Origin of the sequence: Streptomyces kebangsaanensis (genome assembly GCF_001906585.1) — a bacterium.
Classification (GTDB): domain Bacteria; phylum Actinomycetota; class Actinomycetes; order Streptomycetales; family Streptomycetaceae; genus Streptomyces; species Streptomyces kebangsaanensis.
In genome coordinates this window covers 94,929-110,502 of the sequence record NZ_JUJA01000085.1, presented here as the reverse complement: position 1 = coordinate 110,502, position 15,574 = coordinate 94,929, and the positions used below count along the sequence as shown (strand labels likewise).

The 15,574-nt window shown below is 72.2% G+C and carries 12 protein-coding genes and 3 pseudogenes; 2 read left to right on the top strand and 13 right to left on the bottom strand.

The window, feature by feature from the left end; translation table 11 throughout:
• On the bottom strand, positions 1-1,330 hold a 1,330-nt coding region (locus RH94_RS12975), incomplete at its 3' end, for a hypothetical protein (protein ID WP_073947764.1).
• 91 nt (positions 1,331-1,421) lie between these two features.
• Between RH94_RS12975 and RH94_RS12970 the strand changes: the two genes are divergently transcribed.
• Positions 1,422-2,027 (top strand): GOLPH3/VPS74 family protein, encoded by a 606-nt coding sequence (locus RH94_RS12970; RefSeq protein WP_073947759.1) that lies wholly within the window; start codon positions 1,422-1,424, stop codon positions 2,025-2,027.
• 239 nt (positions 2,028-2,266) lie between these two features.
• Here the strand turns inward: RH94_RS12970 and cimA are convergent.
• From cimA to RH94_RS12915, 12 genes and pseudogenes are all read right to left on the bottom strand, one after another.
• Positions 2,267-3,615: pseudogene (gene cimA, locus RH94_RS12965) on the bottom strand (citramalate synthase); the annotation flags it as partial.
• Between the two features lies 1 nt (position 3,616).
• Positions 3,617-3,865 (bottom strand): annotated as a pseudogene (locus RH94_RS43215) (citramalate synthase); the annotation flags it as partial.
• A gap of 355 nt (positions 3,866-4,220) precedes the next feature.
• Positions 4,221-4,841, bottom strand: coding sequence for a TetR/AcrR family transcriptional regulator (locus RH94_RS12955; RefSeq protein WP_073947757.1), 621 nt, complete (start codon positions 4,839-4,841; stop codon positions 4,221-4,223).
• A gap of 20 nt (positions 4,842-4,861) precedes the next feature.
• Positions 4,862-5,902, bottom strand: coding sequence for an agmatine deiminase family protein (locus RH94_RS12950; RefSeq protein WP_073947756.1), 1,041 nt, complete (start codon positions 5,900-5,902; stop codon positions 4,862-4,864).
• 11 nt (positions 5,903-5,913) lie between these two features.
• Positions 5,914-7,602 carry an urease subunit alpha gene (locus RH94_RS12945; RefSeq protein WP_073947755.1) on the bottom strand — a complete coding sequence of 563 codons (1,689 nt, stop codon included), beginning with the start codon at positions 7,600-7,602 and terminating at the stop codon, positions 5,914-5,916.
• The gene (ureA, locus tag RH94_RS12940) at positions 7,599-8,282 is read right to left on the bottom strand and encodes an urease subunit gamma (protein WP_073947754.1); all 684 of its coding nucleotides are present in this window, start codon (positions 8,280-8,282) and stop codon (positions 7,599-7,601) included. Before ureA ends, RH94_RS12945 begins: the two co-directional genes overlap by 4 nt.
• Positions 8,283-8,473: 191 nt before the next feature.
• Complete coding sequence (locus tag RH94_RS12935) at positions 8,474-9,562, bottom strand: branched-chain amino acid aminotransferase (protein WP_073947753.1); 1,089 nt, start codon at positions 9,560-9,562, stop codon at positions 8,474-8,476.
• 248 nt (positions 9,563-9,810) lie between these two features.
• A complete protein-coding gene (locus tag RH94_RS12930; RefSeq protein WP_073947752.1) occupies positions 9,811-10,854 on the bottom strand; it encodes a 3-isopropylmalate dehydrogenase in 1,044 nt (347 codons plus the stop codon).
• Positions 10,855-10,977: 123 nt separating this feature from the next.
• Positions 10,978-11,109 carry a hypothetical protein gene (locus RH94_RS46125; RefSeq protein WP_107428693.1) on the bottom strand — a complete coding sequence of 44 codons (132 nt, stop codon included), beginning with the start codon at positions 11,107-11,109 and terminating at the stop codon, positions 10,978-10,980.
• A gap of 279 nt (positions 11,110-11,388) precedes the next feature.
• Positions 11,389-11,916 carry a GNAT family N-acetyltransferase gene (locus RH94_RS12925; protein ID WP_073947751.1) on the bottom strand — a complete coding sequence of 176 codons (528 nt, stop codon included), beginning with the start codon at positions 11,914-11,916 and terminating at the stop codon, positions 11,389-11,391.
• 96 nt (positions 11,917-12,012) lie between these two features.
• Entirely contained in the window at positions 12,013-13,644 is a 1,632-nt protein-coding gene (gene pruA / locus RH94_RS12920) for an L-glutamate gamma-semialdehyde dehydrogenase (RefSeq protein ID WP_073947750.1), read from the bottom strand.
• Between the two features lie 50 nt (positions 13,645-13,694).
• A complete protein-coding gene (locus RH94_RS12915) occupies positions 13,695-14,621 on the bottom strand; it encodes a proline dehydrogenase family protein (RefSeq protein WP_073947749.1) in 927 nt (308 codons plus the stop codon).
• A 188-nt stretch (positions 14,622-14,809) separates the two neighbouring features.
• On the opposite strand from RH94_RS12915, the pseudogene RH94_RS43210 reads away from it, so the two are divergent.
• Positions 14,810-15,574 (top strand): annotated as a pseudogene (locus tag RH94_RS43210) (PucR family transcriptional regulator); the annotation flags it as partial.

Sequence of the window (15,574 nt, the reverse complement as noted above, 5' to 3'; positions counted from 1 at the left end):
CGCCGCCCGAGCCGGGGTCCCCTCCCCCGCCGAAGTCGCCGAAGTCGCTCGGGTCGAAGTCCGCGCCGGAGACGTCGCCGCCCCCGTAGCCCCCGTAGCCTCCGAAGTCGCCGTAGCCGGTGCCGTAGTCGGCCGCGTAGGACGGGGTGGCCATCATGCTGCCGAGCAGGGTGCCCACCAGGAGACCCGGGAGGAGGCCGCCGCCGAAGTAGCCTCCGGCCCAGGGGCCGTACGCGGGGCCGGCGTCCCAGTAGGGGCGGCGGCCCCAGTCCGTGTCGACCTCACGGATCCGCGGGTCGCGGCCGTCGGCCAGGCGGACCCGGTCGGCGGCGCAGACCGGCACCTGACGCGGCGCCCCGCCCGGGGGCGTCCACGTCGCGTCGGCGACCGAGGGGCCGTGGCGCGGGTCGAAGAAGCAGGGCGGGCGGCGCTCGGGCAGGGGGCGGCCCTCACGGCGGGCGGCCAGCTGGGCGAGCGAGAAGCGGCCGTCCTCCAGGGCCTCGGTGACCGCCCGCACGTCCTCCGGCCTGCGGGCGTCGGCCATGGACTGCTTGGCCTGCTCGTAGGCGTCCAGCGCCCGCTCGTAGTCCGCGCGCATGGCGTCGTCCGCGCCGGCCTCCGCCGGGTGGAAGTCGAGGCGGTCGAGTTCCTCGCCGAAGGCGGTGATGTCCTCGTCCACGACGACCCGCAGCTTCTCCAGCGCGGCCCGCTGCTCCGCCTCCCGGCGGCTCCGGCCGCGCCTGACCAGGGCGTACGCGCCCACACCGCCCGCCACCAGGACCGCGCCCGCGGTGATCAGAGCGGTGGTGGACCCCGTGCCGCCGGCCCCGGTACCGCCCCAGCTCGCGGGGGCCGAACCGCCCATGTTGGCCAGGGCCCGGTCGGTGAAGTCCGTGAGCTGCGTCTTCGCGTCCTCGCCCTGGACGCTGGTGACGAGGTTCCGCACGGCGGTGCGCGGCAGGACCGACGCGTCGGCGCGGGCGTCGAAGCGGTCGCCCAGGCGCACGGCGTACGCGCCGGTGATGCCGGTGGCGGTGCGCAGGTCGGTGAACAGGTCCCGCGTCGGATAGCCCGCGGGCAGGACCGCGATGAACAGAGGTTTGTCCGCGTCCTTGATCTTCCGGCTGAGCGCGGCCGCTTCGGCCGGCGGCAACTGGGCGGACGCGGCCGGGTCGACGTACACGGGGCCCCTGCGGAGCGCTTCGGCGACCGTCGAGATGCCGGTGGCCGCCGCCGCACGGGGGACGCCCGTCGACAGGACGGCCACGACAGCGACCGCGAGCGCCACCAGCAGTCGCACAGAAGCTCGGGTCAGGGCGACGGCCTTCATCCTTCGAAGCTACCCGAACCGGTCGAAAAGGGTTATGCGCGGCCGACGCGGGACCGGGCCGGCGGCTCCCGGTGGCCGTATCGTCGGGTGCATGACCACACCGCGGGACCTGTTGATCCTCAGCCTGGACGTGCCGTCCAGCCGCCCCGTCGAGCAGGGCGACCTGTCGCTCGCCCTGGCGGGCGCCGAACTGGTCGACCTCCTCGCCGCCGGGGCCGTCACCCTGGACGGCGACCGCATCGTGCCCGTCCCCCGGCGGGACACGGGGGACCGCCTCCTGGACCAGGCCGGGGCGGCGCTCAAGGAGCGGCCGCCGTACGAGTCCGTCGAGGACTGGCTGTGGCGCCGGGGCGAGGGTCTGGCCGTGGCCTACATCGACGCGCTGGAGGCGGACGGGCACCTCACCGGGCGGCGGCACCGCTGGATGCCCGCCCGCGGCGGCCGGACGACGCCCGTCGACTCACCGGAGCGGCGCGAGGCGGCCGAGCGCTGGGCCTCCCACGACCCCGTCATCGCCGGACTGGCCGCCGCCGTGGGCATCGAGGCCGAACCCGGCGGGGAACTCGCCGCCCCGGACGACGACGCCCTGGTGACCGTGCTGGCCGCCGTCAACGGCGCGGTGACGGAACTGGAGGCCGTACGGCAGCGGCGGCGCATCGAGAACGTCGCCTTCGACAACATCTGGCGCGCCCCCTGACGGCCGCCGGGCCCGCCGGCCGGCATCCCCGACCGGCACCGCCGTCCGCCGGTCGCGCCCCGCCGGGTGGTGCAGCCGGTCAAGTGCCCGGAACGCGCAGGTCACCGCCGCATCGACGCGGTTCGGGGACCGCCGATGACGCTGACGGCGGGTCGGCCGCGCACGGCGCGGGGCTGTCGTCCCACGGGACGGCCGGCGTGCGGTTTGCCGGAGCGCGTCGGGCAAGGCCGCTCACACCGGGCGGGTACCACGCCGGCGCGCAGCAGGCCGTAGGTGTACGCGTCCTCCAGGGCCTGCCAGGAGGCGGCGATCACGTTGTCGGCCACGCCCACCGTGGACCACTCGCCCTGGCCGTCCGAGGTGGAGATGAGCACGCGGGTGGTGGAGGAGGTGCCGTGCTTGCCCTCCAGGATGCGGACCTTGTAGTCGACCAGGCCGAGGGAGGCCAGCTGGGGGTAGATCTTCTCCAGGGCCACGCGCAGGGCGCGGTCGAGGGCGTTGACCGGGCCGTTGCCCTCGGCGGTGGCGACGATGCGCTCGCTCTTGGCCCACAGCTTGACGGTGGCCTCGTTCGCGTGGGTGCCGTCGGGGCGGTCCTCGACGATGGCCCGCCAGGACTCGACGTCGAAGTACTTCAGCGGCCTGCCCTCGGCCTCGGCGCGCAGCAGCAGTTCGAAGCTCGCGTCGGCCGCCTCGTAGGTGTAGCCCTTGAGTTCGCGCTCCTTGACCCGCTCGACCACCCGGCCGACGAGCTCGCGGTCGCCGCCGAGGTCGATGCCGAGCTCCTTGCCCTTGAGCTCGATGGACGCGCGGCCCGCCATGTCGGAGACCAGCATGCGCATGGTGTTGCCGACCTGCTCGGGGTCGATGTGCTGGTACAGGTCCGGGTCGATCTTGATCGCGGAGGCGTGCAGGCCGGCCTTGTGGGCGAAGGCGGAGACACCCACATAGGGCTGGTGGGTGGAGGGCGTGAGGTTGACGACCTCGGCGATGGCGTGCGAGATGCGGGTCATCTCGCGCAGCCGGCCCTCGGGCAGCACCCGCTTGCCGTACTTCAGCTCCAGGGCCGCCACGACCGGGAAGAGGTTGGCGTTGCCGACGCGCTCGCCGTAGCCGTTGGCGGTGCACTGCACGTGGGTGGCGCCCGCGTCGACGGCGGCGAGGGTGTTGGCGACCGCGCAGCCGGTGTCGTCCTGGGCGTGGATGCCGAGGCGGGCGCCGGTGTCCGCGAGGACGGTGGAGACGACCGCGTTGATCTGGGCGGGCAGCATGCCGCCGTTGGTGTCGCAGAGGATCACCACGTCCGCGCCGGCCTCGGCGGCGGCCCGTACGACGGCCTTGGCGTACTCGGGGTTGGCGCGGTAGCCGTCGAAGAAGTGCTCGCAGTCGACGAAGACGCGGCGGCCCTGGGCGCGCAGGTGGGAGACGGTGTCGCGGACCATCTCCAGGTTCTCCTCCAGGGTGGTGCGCAGGGCCAGCTCCACGTGCCGGTCGTGCGACTTGGCGACCAGGGTGATCACCTCGGCGCCGGAGTCCAGGAGCGCCCTGACCTGGGGGTCGTCCGCCGCCTTGCCGCCGGCGCGGCGGGNGGAGCCGAAGGCGACGAGCCGGGCGTGCTTGAAGTCGATCTCCTGCCGGGCACGGGCGAAGAACTCGGTGTCCCGCGGGTTGGCGCCGGGCCAGCCGCCCTCGATGAAGCCCACGCCGAAGTCGTCCAGGTGACGGGCGATGGCCAGCTTGTCGGCGACCGTGAGGTTGATGCCCTCGCGCTGGGCCCCGTCGCGCAGGGTCGTGTCGAAGACGTGGAACGAGTCGTCGTGCCGGCTGGTTGCGGTCATGGTCTCAAGGCTCCTGTCAGCAATCTCGGTCTTACCGGAATGACCGGCTCCACCGTCCCCCCAATGGTCCCTCGCGCTGTGATCCCGGCTGCAGGTGGGCCAGGAAAACGAAAAACCTCTCGCGGGTGCGAGAGGTCTGCGCGCGGGTCGAGGACAACGGTGTCCGCCCGCACCTGGTCGTACGTGGCGGTCACTGCGGACCGGCGCGCCTGCTGCCAATAATCATGGCGAACGAGAGCACGGGGGAAGTGTGGCACAAGTCCGGCGTCCTACGCACAGCGTCTCAGGATGCGGGCGGCGCGCTGGACGCCCCGGGTGGCGTACGTCATGCCCGAAACGCCGTGAGTGTCGCGCGTCACGCGTTCGCGCGCCCGGGCCGGTTCAGGGACTCGTCGAGGAACTCGCCCACGTGACGCAGGACTTGCTCCCGGCCGGTGCCGCGCAGGCCGATCGCCACGTGAAGGGAGAAGCCGTCGAGCAGGGCGCGCAGCCGGGCGGCGAAGCGGTCGGCGTCGACCGGACGGAACTCCCCGCGCGAGACGCCCTCGGCGACCAGGGCGGCGAGGTCCCGGTGCCAGGCTCCCTCGATGGCGGCCTGCCGGTCACGGGCGTCCTCGCCGGCGTCCAGTGAGCGGTTCCACACCTCCAGCCACAGCGTCCAGTGCGGGTCGCGGTGGCCGTCGGGGACGTACAGGCCGACGTAGGCGTCGAGCCGCTCGCGGGCCGGGGCCTCGCGGGTCAGCAGCCGCCCGCGCTCGGCCCCGAGCCGGCTCTCGCTCCACTCCAGCGTCTGTAGGAGGAGTTCGTCCTTGGAGCGGAAGTAGTACAGCAGATGGCCGCTGCTCATCCCGACCTCACGCCCGAGCGCCGCCATGGTGAGCTTCTCCAGACCGCGCTCGGCGATCATCTCCATGGCGGCGGCGAGGACCTGCTCGCGCGGCGGCGCGTTCCTGCGCTCCCGTGCCGCACCGGCCATCCGCGCCTCCTCGTACGGGGTCAGACCTTCGGCTGCTGCTGGGTGATGCAGTGGATGCCACCGCCACCGGAGAAGATCGTACGGGCGTCCACCAGGGTCACCGTCCGGTCGGGGAAGAGACGGCGGAAGATGCCGGCCGCGACCTCGTCGCGGGGGTCGCCGAAGGCGCAGAGGACGACGCCGCCGTTGCAGAGGTAGTGGTTGATGTAGGAGTAGTCGGCCCAGCGGCCGTCGGCCTCCAGGACGGTGGGGGCGGGGACCTCGACCACTTCCAGGCGGCGCCCCCGGGCGTCCGTCGCCGACTTCAGGACGCCGATGACCTCCTTGGTGACCTCGTGGTCGGGGTGGGCCGGGTCCGGCTGGTGGTGGGCGACGACGACACCCGGGCGGGCGAAGGCGGCGACGATGTCGACGTGGCCGAGGGTGCCGTAGCCGTCCGGGGTGTAGTCGCCGGTCAGGCCGCGCGGGAGCCAGATGGCCCTGCTGGTGCCGAGGTGGGCGTGGATCTCCGCCTCGGCCTGCTCCTTCGTCCAGTGCGGGTTGCGCTCGGGGCCGAGCTGCACGGTCTCGGTCAGCAGGACCGTGCCCTCGCCGTCGACGTGGATGCCGCCGCCCTCGTTGACGAGCGCGGAGGCGTACGTCTTCGCGCCCGCGAGGTCCGAGACATACGAAGCGATCTTGGCGTCGTGCTCCCAGCGGGCCCAGTCCTGGGCGCCCCAGCCGTTGAACGTCCAGTCGACGGCGGCGAGTCCGCCCTTGCCGTCGGTGAGGAAGGTGGGGCCGATGTCGCGCATCCAGGCGTCGTCGAGGTCGCGTTCGACGGTGTCGACGTCCTCGCCCAGCAGGGTGCGGGCCTCGGCCGACTGACCGGGGCCGCAGACCACGGTCACCGGTTCGAAGCGGCGGACGGCGCGGGCGACCGACGCCCAGGCGGCGCGGGAGGCGGCGAGGTCGTCGGGGGTGTCGAAGGTCGGGTTGGGGCCCGGCCACGCCATCCAGGTGCGCTCGTGCGGCGCCCACTCGGCGGGCATGCGGAAGCCGTCGGCGGCGGGGGTGGTCACGTCGTGGGTCCTCACAGGAAATACAGGCGGTTGAGGGAGACCGAGTCGGCGGGCTCGGAGCGGACCGGGGCGCCGTCGAGGGTGACCAGGCCGGTGCGCCGGTCGACCTCGACGGATCCGGTACGGGTGTTCAGGCGCAGGTCGGCGGGGCCGATGCCGCGGGTGCCGCGCACGGCGACCCTGCGCCGCCGGGTGGGCATGCGGTCGTTGCCCTGGTCCACGGCGGCCTGGGCGACGAACGCCACCGAGATCTCGGCCGGGGTGGCGCCGTGCGCGCCGAACTGCGGGCCCAGGACCAGGGGTTCGCAGGTGTCGGTGGCTGCGTTGGGGTCGCCCACCACGCCGTACGCGGGGAAGCCCGCCTTGAGGACGAGCTGCGGCTTGGCACCGAAGAACTCGGGGCGCCACAGCACGATGTCGGCCAGCTTGCCGGTCTCGATCGAGCCGACCTCGTGCGAGAGCCCGTGCGCGATGGCCGGGTTGATCGTCAGCTTGGCGATGTAGCGCAGCACGCGCGCGTTGTCGTCGTCCGGGCCGTCGCCGTCCACCGGGCCCAGCTCGGCCTTCATCTTCCCGGCCATGGCGAAGGTGCGGCGCACGGTCTCGCCGGCCCGGCCCATGCCCTGGGCGTCGGAGGAGGTGATGCCGATGGCGCCCAGGTCGTGCAGCACGTCCTCGGCGCCCATGGTCCCGGCGCGGATGCGGTCGCGGGCCATGGCGGCGTCGCCGGGCAGGTCGGTCTTCAGGTCGTGGACGGAGACGATCATGCCGTAGTGCTCGGCGACCGCGTCCCGGCCGAAGGGCAGGGTGGGGTTGGTGGAGGAGCCGATGACGTTCGGGACTCCGGCCATCTTCAGCACGTTGGGGACGTGTCCGCCGCCGCAGCCCTCGATGTGGAAGGCGTGGATCGTACGGCCCTCCAGGACGCGCAGGGTGTCCTCGACCGACAGGCACTCGTTCAGCCCGTCGCTGTGCAGGGCCACTTGGACGTCGTGCTCCTCGGCGACCCGCAGGGCGGTGTCCAGCGCCCGGGTGTGGGCGCCCATGTCCTCGTGGACCTTGAAGCCGGACGCGCCGCCCTCGGCGAGGGCCTCGACCAGGGGAGCCGGCGAGGACGACGAACCGCGGCCCAGGAAGCCGATGTTGACCGGCCAGGCGTCGAACGCGCCGAACGCGTGCCGCAGCGCCCAGGGCGAGTTGACGCCCACGCCCCACACCGGCCCGAACTCCTGGCCGATGACGGTGGTCACGCCGGAGGCGAGCGAGGCCTCCATGATGCGCGGCGACAGCAGGTGCACATGGGTGTCGACGGCACCGGCGGTGGCGATCAGCCCCTCGCCGGACACGATCGAGGTACCGGTGCCGACGACGACGTCGACGCCGTCGAGGGTGTCGGGGTTCCCGGCCCGCCCGATGGCGTGGACGCGGCCCCCGCGGATGCCGATGGACACCTTCCGGATGCCCTGCACGGCGTCGATCACGACGACGTTGCTGATCACCACGTCGCAGGTCTCGCGCACCGCGGCCGCCTTGAGGTGCAGCCCGTCGCGGGCGGTCTTGCCGAATCCGGCCAGGAACTCGTCGCCGTACTTCTGCGCGTCGGACTCGACCCGCACCACCAGCCCGGAGTCGCCGAGGCGGAGGCGGTCGCCGGCGCGGGGGCCGTGGGTGGCGGCGTACGCGTACGGGTCGATGCTCATCGCTGTGCTCCCAGGTATCCGCAGGCGGCGGCCCGGCGCAGGGCCTCCTCCCGGGCGCCCGGTGCGTCCAGGGGCCCGTCGACCAGCCCGGCGAAGCCGATCGCGACGCGCTCGCCGCCGATCGGCACGAGGCCGACCTCGACGCTCTCCCCCGGCCCGAACCGCACGGACGACCCGGCGGGCACGGCGAGCCGCATGCCGTACGCCCGCGCGCGGGGGAAGTCCAGGCGCGGATTGGCCTCGAAGAAGTGGAAGTGGGAGGTGACGGAGACGGGCACGGTCGCGGTGTTGGTGACCGTGATCCGCACGGCCGCCTCCGGCTCGGCGTGCCCGGGCCCCGGCAGCAGCGCGCCCGGCCCGCGGTCGTCCAGGGAACCGCCCGCGAGGGGGTCGGAGACCACCGCGAGCCGCGACCCGTCGTCGAACACGGCCTCGACGTGCACCTCGGTGACCACGTCCGCGACACCGGGCAGGACGTCCTCGGGGCCGAGCACCGCGCGGGCGCGCTCGATCGCCTCGGCGAGCCGGGCGCCGTCGCGAGCGGCCTCGCAGACCGTGTCGGCGATCAGGGCGGTGGCCTCCGGCACGTTGAGCCGTAGCCCGCGGGCCCTGCGGGCCCGGGCCAGCTCGGCGGCCGTGAACAACAGCAGCCGGTCACGCTCGCTGGGCGTCAGTCGCACGCCGCGACACCTCCTCGCCTTCCTCGTTTAGAACAGCACTCTAAACATGAGATCCATGCAGGGGAAGGCTTTGGTGTATCGCGACCGCGTCACATGGAACGCTGCTCCACCCTTCGGGCGGTGGCCGGAAACGCGTCGGGGCCGCCGCGGACGAGGAGTCCGCGGCGGCCCCGACCGTGGGACGGGAAGCCTCAGCCGAGCTCGTGCATCCAGCCGTGCCTGTCCTCGGTGACGCCGCGCTGGATGTCCAGCAGGGCCTGACGCAGCTTCAGGGTGACCTCGCCGGGCTCACCGCCCGACTGCTTCCACTCGGCGCCCGCGCGCTTGACGGTGCCGACCGGGGTGATGACGGCGGCCGTGCCGCAGGCGAAGACCTCGGTCAGCGTGCCGTTCTCGGCGTCGCGCTGCCACTGGTCGATGGAGACGCGGGCCTCCTCGGCCTCGTGGCCGAGGTCGCGGGCGACCGTCAGCAGCGAGTCACGGGTGACGCCCTCCAGGATCGAGCCGCTGAGGGACGGCGTGACGATCTTGTCGCCGTAGACGAAGTACAGGTTCATGCCGCCGAGTTCCTCGACCCACTTGTGCTCCACGGCGTCGAGGTAGCAGACCTGGTCGCAGCCCTCGGCGGCGGCCTCGGCCTGGGCGAGCAGGGAGGCCGCGTAGTTGCCGCCCGTCTTGGCGTCGCCCATGCCACCGGGGACGGCGCGGACGCGGTCCTCGGAGGCCCAGATGGAGACCGGCTTCACACCGCCGGGGAAGTACGCGCCGGCCGGGGAGGCGATCACGAGGAACAGGTACTCGTTGGCGGGCTTGACGCCCAGCCCGACCTCGGTGGCGATCATGAACGGGCGCAGGTAGAGGGACTCCTCGCCGCCGTGCGCCGGCACCCACGCCTTGTCCTGCCGGACCAGGACGTCGCAGGCCTCGATGAACGTCTCCACGGGCAGCTCGGGCATGGCCAGCCGGCGGGAGGAGGCCTGGAAGCGCAGGGCGTTCTTCTCCGGACGGAAGGTGGCGACCGAGCCGTCGGGCCGGCGGTAGGCCTTCAGTCCCTCGAAGATCTCCTGCGCGTAGTGCAGGACGGTGGTCGCCGGGTCGAGGGAGATCGGCGCGTACGGAACGAGCTGGCCGTCGTGCCAGCCCCGGCCCTCCGTCCACCTGATCGTCACCATGTGGTCGGTGAAGTGGCGGCCGAACCCGGGGTTGGCCAGGATCGCCTCGCGCTCCGCGTCGGAGAGCGGGTGGGCCGAGGGCTTGAGCTCGATCGTGGGCGTCGTCATGAATGAGTGTCCTTCACCGGGTTGTAGTGACGGGCCGCGCTCACGCCCGCACGGCCGGTGCTGGGGCGTCCGAGCATTCCCTCCTGTCGCGGCTCCGCGTTCGATTATCGCGCGGCGCCGGCAGCGTGAGGAGAACGGGGTGAAGGCGGCCCGGGAATTGATGGTGGCACCCGGCGGTGGACAGGGGGAAGCCGCCGGGCGCGGATGCGACCCGACGGCTTCGAGGATTTTCGAGTGGCTCGGCCGGGTCAGCCCGCTACTCGTACGCGGAGCGCGTCGCCGATCTCGGAGGTGCTGCGCGCGGGCAGCACGCCGCGCTCCGCGAGGTCGGCGGAGACGGCGTCCTCGATCCGGGTCGCCTCGGCCTCGTGGCCGAGGTGGCGCAGCAGCAGGGCGACGGACAGGACCGTGGCGGTGGGGTCGGCCTTGCCCTGGCCGGCGATGTCCGGGGCCGAGCCGTGGACGGGCTCGAACATGGACGGGAACACGCCGGAGGGATTGATGTTCCCGCTCGCGGCGACGCCGATGCCGCCGGAGACGGCCGCGGCGAGGTCGGTGATGATGTCGCCGAAGAGGTTGTCGGTGACGATGACGTCGAACCGCTCGGGCTGGGTGACCAGGTAGATCGTGGCGGCGTCGACGTGGATGTACTCGGTGGTGACCTCGGGATACTCCTCGGCCACCCTGTTGAAGACGTTCGTCCACAGGTGGCCCGCGAAGGTCAGCACGTTGTTCTTGTGGACCAGCGTGAGCTTCTTGCGCGGGCGGGCCTGGGCGCGGGCGAAGGCGTCGCGGACCACGCGCTCGACACCGTAGGCCGTGTTGACGGAGACCTCGGTGGCGACCTCGTGCTCGGTGCCCTTGCGGATGGTGCCGCCGTTGCCCGTGTACGGGCCCTCGGTGCCCTCGCGGACGACGACGAAGTCGATCTGCGGGTCGCCGGCGAGCGGAGTGGCGACACCGGGGAGGAGCTTCGACGGCCGCAGGTTGACGTGGTGGTCGAAGGCGAAGCGGAGCTTGAGCAGGAAACCGCGCTCCAGGACGCCGGAGGGCACCGACGGGTCGCCGATCGCACCGAGCAGGATGGCGTCGTGCTGCCTCAGCCGCTCCAGGTCGGCGTCGGTGAGGGTCTCACCGGTGGCGTGGTAGCGCCGGGCACCGAAGTCGTACTCCTTGGTCTCCAGCTTCACATCCTGCGGGAGGACGGCGGACAGGACCTTCAGGCCCTCGGCCACGACCTCCTGGCCGATGCCGTCACCGGGAATCACTGCGAGATTGATGCTGCGAGACATGTCGGCACCCTACTCCTCGTCCCATGAGATGACACGCCGCGTCCGCGATACGGACGCCCGGACGGAGGAGGACGGAGACGGACAGGGGAGGAGAGGGGAGGGCGGAGGCGGGTGGGGTACGGCTCAGTGACCGGTCTCGCCGCCGTTGTCCCGGCGGTCGAGGGCGCGCTGGAGGGCGGCGGCGGCGTTCTTGCGGTCGGACTCGCTCGCACGGGAGGTGTGGCGGACACGGCGGCGGACGGCGGTTGCGGCCATGGGGAATCGACTCCTTCGGCACACGTGGAGTGCGGATGGTGCAGGAGGGTTACGGGAGGCCGGAAGGGGCGGGAAGCGGTGCCGCAGGGGTGTCCTGCACGGGGCCCGGCTCACGACCGCCCTTCGCTCGATCGAGCGAGACGTTCGGCTCCTACAAAGTTAAGCGAGGAGCGGGCACCTGTCTCCACAATTACTCGGACTTCCTACTATCTGAGACGGTGGATTGGGTCACACACCGCTGACCTGCGTCTTCTTCCGAACCAGGCGGGCCCGGACGGGTCAGAGGACGTCACCGTCACGCCAATCGAAGAGCAGCTCGGCGGCGGGTTCGACGGCGGGCCACACGTACGTGCAGCCCTCCCCCTCGGCCAGCCGCACCACACCGTCCGGTCCGAGCGCGTGCAGCCGCCCGTCCCACACGCGCCAGCCGCGCGCCGCGTACAGCGGCGCGCCCTCGTCACTCGCGGCCAGCGCGCCGAAGTCGTAGGCGCGCGTGATGACGCCCTCCAGCTCGGCCATGATCCGGCCGCCGATCCCGGTCCGCCGTACGTCGTGCCGGACGGCGACGGCCTCGACGTAGCCGACCCGCGCCCACCGCCCCCGGTACCGCACCCGCCGCATCACCACGGCCCCGTGCCCGGCGAGTCCGCGTGCGTCGTACCCGAGCGCGTGCACGCCGCCCAGCGCGTGCTCCCAGTCGTCGTCACCGAAGTCGCCGTCGAAGGCGTCGTACAGCAGCCCGTGGACGGCGCGGAGTTCGGCGGACGTCAGTTCGGCGGTGTGGGCGGTACGGAGTGAGAGGGCCATCCGGCCAGTATTCCGGGCGGTCCCGGAACGACGCCGCCCCCGGTCCGGAGGGGTGCGTCCGGAACGGGGGCGGGGTCCAGGGGTGCCGCGCGGGCGTCAGCCCATGTGCGGGTAGGTGTAGTCGGTCGGCGGGACCAGGGTCTCCTTGATGGCCCGGGTCAGGGTCCAGCGCATCAGGTTCTGCGGGGCGCCGGCCTTGTCGTTGGTGCCGGAGGCACGGCCGCCGCCGAAGGGCTGCTGGCCGACCACGGCGCCGGTCGACTTGTCGTTGATGTAGAAGTTGCCGGCCGCGAAGCGCAGCTTCTCCATCGTGTACGCCGCCGCGGCACGGTCGCCCGCGATGACCGAGCCGGTCAGGGCGTAGTCCGACACCGACTCCATCTGGGTCAGCATCTCGTCGTACTTGCCGTCCTCGTAGACGTACACCGCGAGGATCGGGCCGAAGTACTCGGTCGTGAAGACCTCGTTCTCCGGGTCGGTGCACTCGATGACGGTCGGGCGGACGAAGTAGCCGACCGAGTCGTCGTAGGTGCCGCCCGCGACGATCGTGCAGGACGGGTCCTCCTCGGCCCGGTCGATCGCGGCCTTGTTCTTGGCGAACGAGCGCTCGTCGATGACCGCGCCGATGAAGTTCGACAGGTCGGTGACGTCACCCATGGCCAGGGAGTCGACCTCGGCGGCGAACTCCTCCTTGAAACCGGAGTTCCAGATCGACGCCGGGATGTAGGCGCGGGAGGTGGCGCTGCACTTCTGGCCCTGGTACTCGAAGGCACCGCGGGTCAGGGCGGTCTTCAGCACCGCGCGGTCGGCCGACGGGTGGGCCACCACGAAGTCCTTGCCGCCGGTCTCGCCGACCAGGCGCGGGTAGGCGCGGTACTTCTCGATGTTGTTGCCGACCGTCTTCCACAGGTACTGGAAGGTCCTGGTCGAACCGGTGAAGTGGATGCCGGCCAGGTCGCGGTGGTTGAGGGCGACCTCGGAGACCTCGATGCCGTCGCCGGTGAGCAGGTTGATGACGCCCTTGGGCAGGCCCGCCTCCTCCAGCAGCTGCATGAGCAGGACGGCGGCGTGCGTCTGGGTCGGGGACGGCTTCCAGATCACCACGTTGCCCATGAGGGCCGGCGCGGTGGGCAGGTTGGCGGCGATCGCCGAGAAGTTGAACGGCGTGATCGCGTAGACGAAGCCCTCCAGCGGGCGGTGGTCCATGCGGTTCCACACGCCCGGGGAGTTGGCCGGGGGCTGCTCGGCGAGGATCTGGCGGGCGTAGTGCACGTTGAAGCGCCAGAAGTCGACCAGCTCGCAGGGGCTGTCGATCTCGGCCTGCTGCGCGGTCTTGGACTGGCCGAGCATGGTGGAGGCGGCGATCGTCTCGCGCCACGGGCCGGACAGCAGCTCGGCGGCGCGCAGGATGATCGCGGCACGGTCGTCGAAGGACATCGCGCGCCAGGCCGGGGCCGCGGCCAGGGCGGCGTCGATGGCCTCCTGGGCGTCGGCCTTGGTGGCGTTGCGGTAGGTGCCGAGGACGGCCTTGTGGCGGTGCGGCTGGACGACCTCGAAGGACTCGCCGCCGCCCATGCGCTTCTCACCGTTGATGGTGCAGGGCAGGTCGATCGGGTTCTCGGCCAGCTCCTTGAGCCTGGCCTCCAGCCGGGCGCGCTCGGGCGAGCCGGGGGCGTAGCCGTGCACCGGCTCGTTGACGGGGGTGGGGACCTGGGTCACAGCGTCCATGGGCTCCAGAACTCCTTGACGTGAGCGGTGTTGCGAGCGGGGTGCGGGGCTCAGCCCTTGCTGACCATCGAGCGGACGAAGAAGCGCAGGTTCGCCGGCTTCTCCGCGAGACGGCGCATGAAGTAGCCGTACCAGTCGGTGCCGTAGGCGGTGTAGACGCGCATGCGGTGGCCCTCGGCGGCCAGCCGCAGGTGCTCGTCGCTGCGGATGCCGTACAGCATCTGGAACTCGTACTCGTCGAGCTTGCGCCGGGCCTTGCGGGCGAGTTCCTGGGCGATGCCGATGATCCGCGGGTCGTGGGAGCCGATCATCGGGTACCCGTCGCCCTCCATCAGGGTGCGCAGGATGCGGACGTACGCCTTGTCGATCTCGTGCTTGTTCTGGTACGCGACCTCGGCGGGCTCCTTGTAGGCGCCCTTCACCAGGCGCACCCGGCTGCCGTTCGCGGCGAGGCGGCGGGCGTCGGCCTCGGTGCGGAAGAGGTAGGCCTGGATGACGCAGCCGGTCTGCGGGAAGTCCTTCCGCAGCTCCTCGTGGATGGCGAACATCGAGTCGAGGGTGGTGTGGTCCTCCGCGTCCAGCGTGACCGTCGTGCCGATGGCGGCGGCGGCCTCGACGACCGGGCGGACGTTGGCGAGGGCCAGCTCGTGGCCGTTCTCCAGCGCCTGGCCGAACATCGACAGCTTCACGGACATCTCGACCTTCGGGCCGAGCCGAAGGTCCTTGATCCGGTCGACCAGCCTCAGGTACGCGTCCCGCGCGGCGGTGGCCTGCTCGGGGGTGGTGATGTCCTCGCCGACCACGTCCATGGTCAGTTCCAGGCCCTTGCCGGTCAGGTCCTCGATGATCGGGACGATGTCGTCCACGGTCTCGCCGGGGATGAAGCGGTCGACGACCTGTTTGGTCACCGGGGCCGCCGAGATCAGGCGTCGCATCCGGTCGCTGCGCGACGCGGCGAGAATCACGGGACCCAGCACGGGGCACCTCCAAACAAGCCGAACAAGGCCGAAACCCGATGATTCGGGGCGGCACGGAGAACCACCGTGAAAGTAAAGGATTCTTCAGATCGTCGGCCATCGACAGCTGTCACGCATCCGCGCCCTGGAAGTCAGACAGATGTATGAAGGACCTGGGAACATGCGGGAGAATGCCCGCGTGAGGGCCAATGACACCTGACAAGGGCGACTACCAGGAGCTGGTCGACGAGATCTCGGAGCTGCTCGGCGCGCCGGCCACGCTGGAGAACCGGAACTTCGAGCTGATCGCCTTCGGCGCCTACGACAGCGAGGGCGACCTGGACCCGTCGGCCCTGGACCCGGTGCGCACCCGCTCGATCCTCACCCGCCGCTCCACGGCGGCGGTCCGCCGCTGGTTCGAGGGCTTCGGCATCACCCGTGCGACCGGGCCGGTGCGGATCCCGCGGACCGTGGAGGCGGGCGTGTACCGGGGACGGATCTGCCTTCCGGTACGCCACCGGGGTGTCGTCCTCGGTTACGTCTGGCTCCTGGACTACGACCCCGGGCCCACCGAGCAGCAACTGGCCGCCGCCATGCGGGTGACCGGGCGGATCGGTGCCCTGCTCGCGGACGAGGCGCAGCACGGCGCGGACCTCACCCGGGAGCTGCGGGCGGTGCTGACCGCCGAGCGGGGGTGGCCGCGGGACATGGCGGTGGCGGAGCTGCGGACGGCCCTGGGGGTCCGCGCGGACGGCCCGCACACGGTGGTGTGCGTGGCCCCCTGGCCGTCGGCCGACCCGGACGACGCCCCGTCGGTGCGCACCCTGCCGGGCGCGAGGGCGCTGTGCACGGTCCCCTGGGGGACGACGGACCAGAGCCTGGCGCTGCTGGTCCGGCTGCGCTCCACGGACACGCTGACACCTGCGGTGTCGGCGGCGACGCGCCTGCTGGAGCGGGCCGACGCGGCAGGTCCG